This is a genomic window from Synechococcus sp. H55.11, assembly GCF_047462475.1.
Lineage (GTDB): Bacteria > Cyanobacteriota > Cyanobacteriia > Thermostichales > Thermostichaceae > Thermostichus.
Genome location: NZ_JANSJI010000270.1, coordinates 1 through 3859 on the forward strand (window position 1 = coordinate 1; position 3859 = coordinate 3859).

The following is a 3859-nucleotide window of genomic DNA, read 5'->3' on the forward strand; positions in this document are numbered from 1 at the left end:
CACCCCCGGCCCCTCTCCCATCCCTCACCCCCGGCCCCTCTCCCAGAGGGAGAGGGGGGTTAGGGAGTTGCCGCCGGTTGCAGGGCGCGATCCAGGAGTTCCATCGGGTGATAAATGGGGATCCCGGCTTTGCCCTGCAGGTGCTTCTGGATTTGCAGGCGGCAGCCGATGTTGGCGGAGACAATCCCCTGGGCACCGGTGTTGAGGAGGTTGGCCACCTTCTGGGATCCCAGCTCATCTGCTATCTGGGGTTGCAGCAGGTTGTAGACGCCGGAGCTGCCACAGCAGAGGGCGGCATCGACGGGATCCCGCAGCTCCAGCCCCGGAATCTGGCGTAGCAGTTGCCGCGGCTCTTGGCTGAGGCGTTGCCCGTGCAGCATGTGGCAGGCATCTTGGTAGGCCAGCACCAAGGGATCCGGCTGCAGGGGGTACAGGGGAGCAGTCAGCCCCACCTGAGCGAGAAACTCCTGGATATCCTTGACTTTGGCCGCAAACTGGGCCGCTTTCTCGTGGTAGTCGGGATCCTTGGCCAAAAGGTGGCCGTACTCCTTGAGGGTGTGGCCGCAGCCGGAGGCAGTCACCAAAATGGCATCCAGTTCGTAGCCGGCAAAAGCATCCACCATCTGGCGGGCTAGGGCTTCTGCCTGCTGCAGTTGCCCTTGGTGGTGGGGCAAGGCCGCACAACAGCCCTGGGCAGGCGGGATCACCACCTCACAGCCGTTGTGGGTCAAGACGCGAATGCTGGCCTCGTTCACCTGCGGGGTAAACAGGCGCTGCACGCAGCCGAGGATCAGCCCCACGCGAAAGCGGCGCTCGCCCACCGCCGGGATCTGCTCCGGGTAGCGCTTGGGCAGCAGTTGCTCCACCTCCAGAGGGGGCATGAGCGATTCCATAGCCGCCAGTCGCGGGGAGACTTTTTCCAGCCCTTGGCGGATCCAGGCGCCGATCCCCATCTTCTGATAGAGCCAAAGCGGCCAAAGCAGAGGCCGCAGCCGCTCCGGGTAGGGGAAGAGGAAGAAGATAAATTGGCGGTACAGGCGATCCCAAAGACCGCGTGGGTAGTTGCGCTCGATTTGCGGGCGGGTGGCGGCAATCAGCCGGTCGTAGCGCACTCCTGAGGGGCAGGCGGTAACACAGGCCAAACAGCCCAGGCAGGTATCGAAATGGGAAACCGTGGCCACCGAAAGGGAAATCTGCCCCTGATTGAGGGCGTCCATCTGATAGATGCGCCCCCGCGGCGAGTCTGTCTCCTTGCCGAGGACGCGGTAGCTGGGGCAGGTGGTCAGACAAAACCCGCAGTGCACACAGGCATCGATTAGCTTGGGATCCGGCGGATCCAGGCTGTCAAAACTTGGCCCTTTGGATGAGCTCATTGGCCTCGACCTGTTCTCAACACTTCATCAACCCCGCAAGGAGAGGATTGGCCGTTCGGGGATCCCGCCGTCTCCTTTTGCTTCCGGGTTTTTTTGCATCTTAATCTGGGAACAGAGCGGCTGAGACTTCTATCCAGATCCAAACGCTCTTTGCATCCGTACTACCCTAGAGAAGGGACTTACCCGACCGATTTCTCCTCGTCGATCATTTCCAATGCAAGTGCAAGACCTCCTCACCCAAGCTCTTGTGGGCGCAGCTCTCTCCAGTTTGAGCTTATCTGGAGCGGCTTTGGCCCAGCCCAACCTGCGGGAGCTGCCCCCCGATCTGGCCGAACAGCTCACCACGGAGCAGATCTTGCAGGCCTGCGCCGCCAACCAAGCAGACACCCTGCCCAGCCCCTTCCCAGACGTGGTGCCGACCGATTGGGCCTACAAGGCGGTGCTCACCCTCTACTACTGTGGGGCCTACCGGGGGGCCATTCCCCCGGAGACCTTCCGGCGCCACCTGGAGCAACAACGGGGATCCCAAACTTAGCTCCCTGTCGGATACATCTCCTGGATGAGGTGGGCATAGCGCTCGGCTACTGGGTTGCGCTTGATCTTCAGCGTCTGGGTCAGGAGGCCATTTTCCACGCTCAGGGGCTCTGGCAAAAAGCGGAAGTCGGCAATTTGCTCGTGGGGCCGGTAGCCGGGACGTTCCTGGATGCGGGTTTGCACCTCCCGCAAGATCAACGCGCGCACCTGCGGGTGGGCCAGCAGCTCGGCCTCAGCAGCCGGGATCCCTTGCTCGGCGGCCCAAGCCTTGAGGGCGTCCAGGTTGGGGTAGATGAGGGCGGCCAGTTTCTTTTGGTCCTGGCCGACAATTACCATTTGGCTGATGTAAGGGGATTGCAGGCAGGCATCTTCCAGCGGCTGGGGCTCGACGTTCTCTCCGTTAAGCAGCACGATCACGTCCTTGGCCCTGCCGGTGATCACCAGTTGCCCGTCGGGGGTGAGCCAGCCCAGATCCCCTGTTTCAAACCAGCCGTCGGGGCTGAGCACCTGGGCGGTCGCCTCTGGATTGTTGTAGTAGCCCATCATCACCTGCGGCCCCCGCGCCAGGATCAGCCCCTTCGCACGGGGGGGCAGCGGCTGCCGGGTTTCCGGATCCACAATGCGAAACTCCGTGCCTGGCAAGGGGGGGCCAGCCGTGCCGCGCACATTGTTGTCGGGACGGCGCGCGCACAGCACTGGCGAGGTTTCGGTAAGGCCGTAGCCGTTGAGGATGGAAATGCCCACCACCTCGTAAAACAGGTCCAGATAGGCGGGCAGGGATCCGCCGCCGCTGATGGCCTGTTGAAAATTGGGGCCTAAAGCTTGCCGCACCTTGCGGTAGATGAGCGCATCGGCCAGGCGGTGCACAGGCCAGAGCAGCCCCTGTTGCAGGCGGGCCCCCACTCGCACCCAAGGGCTGACATCGTAATGCAAAATCGACCGGTTGCCGGCTATCCGCCCGGCGAGCACGTAGCCTTCGCTGGCCGCCATCAAGGTGCGGATCAGCCGCTGCATGAGGGGGCTTTTTTCCTTTAATTGTCTCTGGATCCCTTCGTAAACCGTCTCCCAGATGCGGGGCACTGCCACCAGATAGTGGGGCTGCTCCTGTTGCAAATCCTGCTTGATAAAGCGAGGGTTGGTATAGACCAGCGTACAGGCCTGGCTGAGGAGAAAATACTCGCAGGCCCGCTCATAAGAATGCCAAGTGGGCAGAATGGTCAGCACCTTATCCCCTGGCCGGGGCTGTACAACCACACTCAAGTTCTCCACCTGGTGCATCAGGTTGCCGTGGCTGAGCATCACCCCCTTGGGGCGACCAGAGGTGCCAGAGGTGTAGATGATGGTGGCCAACTGGGATCGCTCCAGCCGCGGCGGCTCGTAGCGGCCTTCCCGCCCTTTCTGCAGCCACTGAGAAAAGTTCAATACCCCCGGCTCTTCTTCATCGGACAGCAGCAGCAGCCGCTCCAGGCCCAGCTCCTGCACAACCGGCTGCACCCGCCTCAGGGTCTTCACATCCTGGGCAATCAAAGCCGTGCTGCCGGAGTGACGCAAAATGTAGCCCAGCTCAGCCGGATCCGCCACGGCGCTGCGGGGCACATTGACCGCTCCCGTAAACAGCGTGGCCAGATCCGCCATCAGCCAGCGGGGGGAATTATCGGCAAAAATGGCCACCCGATCCCCGGGGCGAATGCCCAAAGCTTGCAAACCGGCAGCCAAGGTCTGAATGCGGCGAAAGAGCTGACCATAAGAAATCTCAAAGACTGGCTGGGCATGGGGATCCCTGAGGGCAGTGTGATCGGCAAACTTTTCGGCCAACACTTGCCAGATGTTGAGCAGCGTCGTGCTAGCGGGGGTAGCAGCAGCGGAGACAGTCGTCATAAATCTGTACCCTAAATCACATTTACAGTCTAGTGAACTTGGGCTTTTTCCCCAGACACCCCCAGGACAGTTCC

General features: G+C 61.8%; 3 protein-coding genes. 1 reads left to right on the top strand and 2 read right to left on the bottom strand.

The window, feature by feature from the left end:
- Positions 1-59 precede the first annotated feature (59 nt).
- A complete protein-coding gene (locus NW853_RS10915) occupies positions 60-1373 on the bottom strand; it encodes a (Fe-S)-binding protein (RefSeq protein ID WP_414336066.1) in 1314 nt (437 codons plus the stop codon).
- A gap of 214 nt (positions 1374-1587) precedes the next feature.
- On the opposite strand from NW853_RS10915, the gene NW853_RS10920 reads away from it, so the two are divergent.
- A complete protein-coding gene (locus NW853_RS10920; RefSeq protein ID WP_414336065.1) occupies positions 1588-1908 on the top strand; it encodes a hypothetical protein in 321 nt (106 codons plus the stop codon).
- Here NW853_RS10920 and NW853_RS10925 read toward each other — a convergent pair.
- Complete coding sequence (locus NW853_RS10925) at positions 1905-3785, bottom strand: AMP-dependent synthetase/ligase (protein ID WP_414349020.1); 1881 nt, start codon at positions 3783-3785, stop codon at positions 1905-1907. The genes NW853_RS10920 and NW853_RS10925 overlap by 4 nt on opposite strands.
- Positions 3786-3859 lie beyond the last annotated feature (74 nt).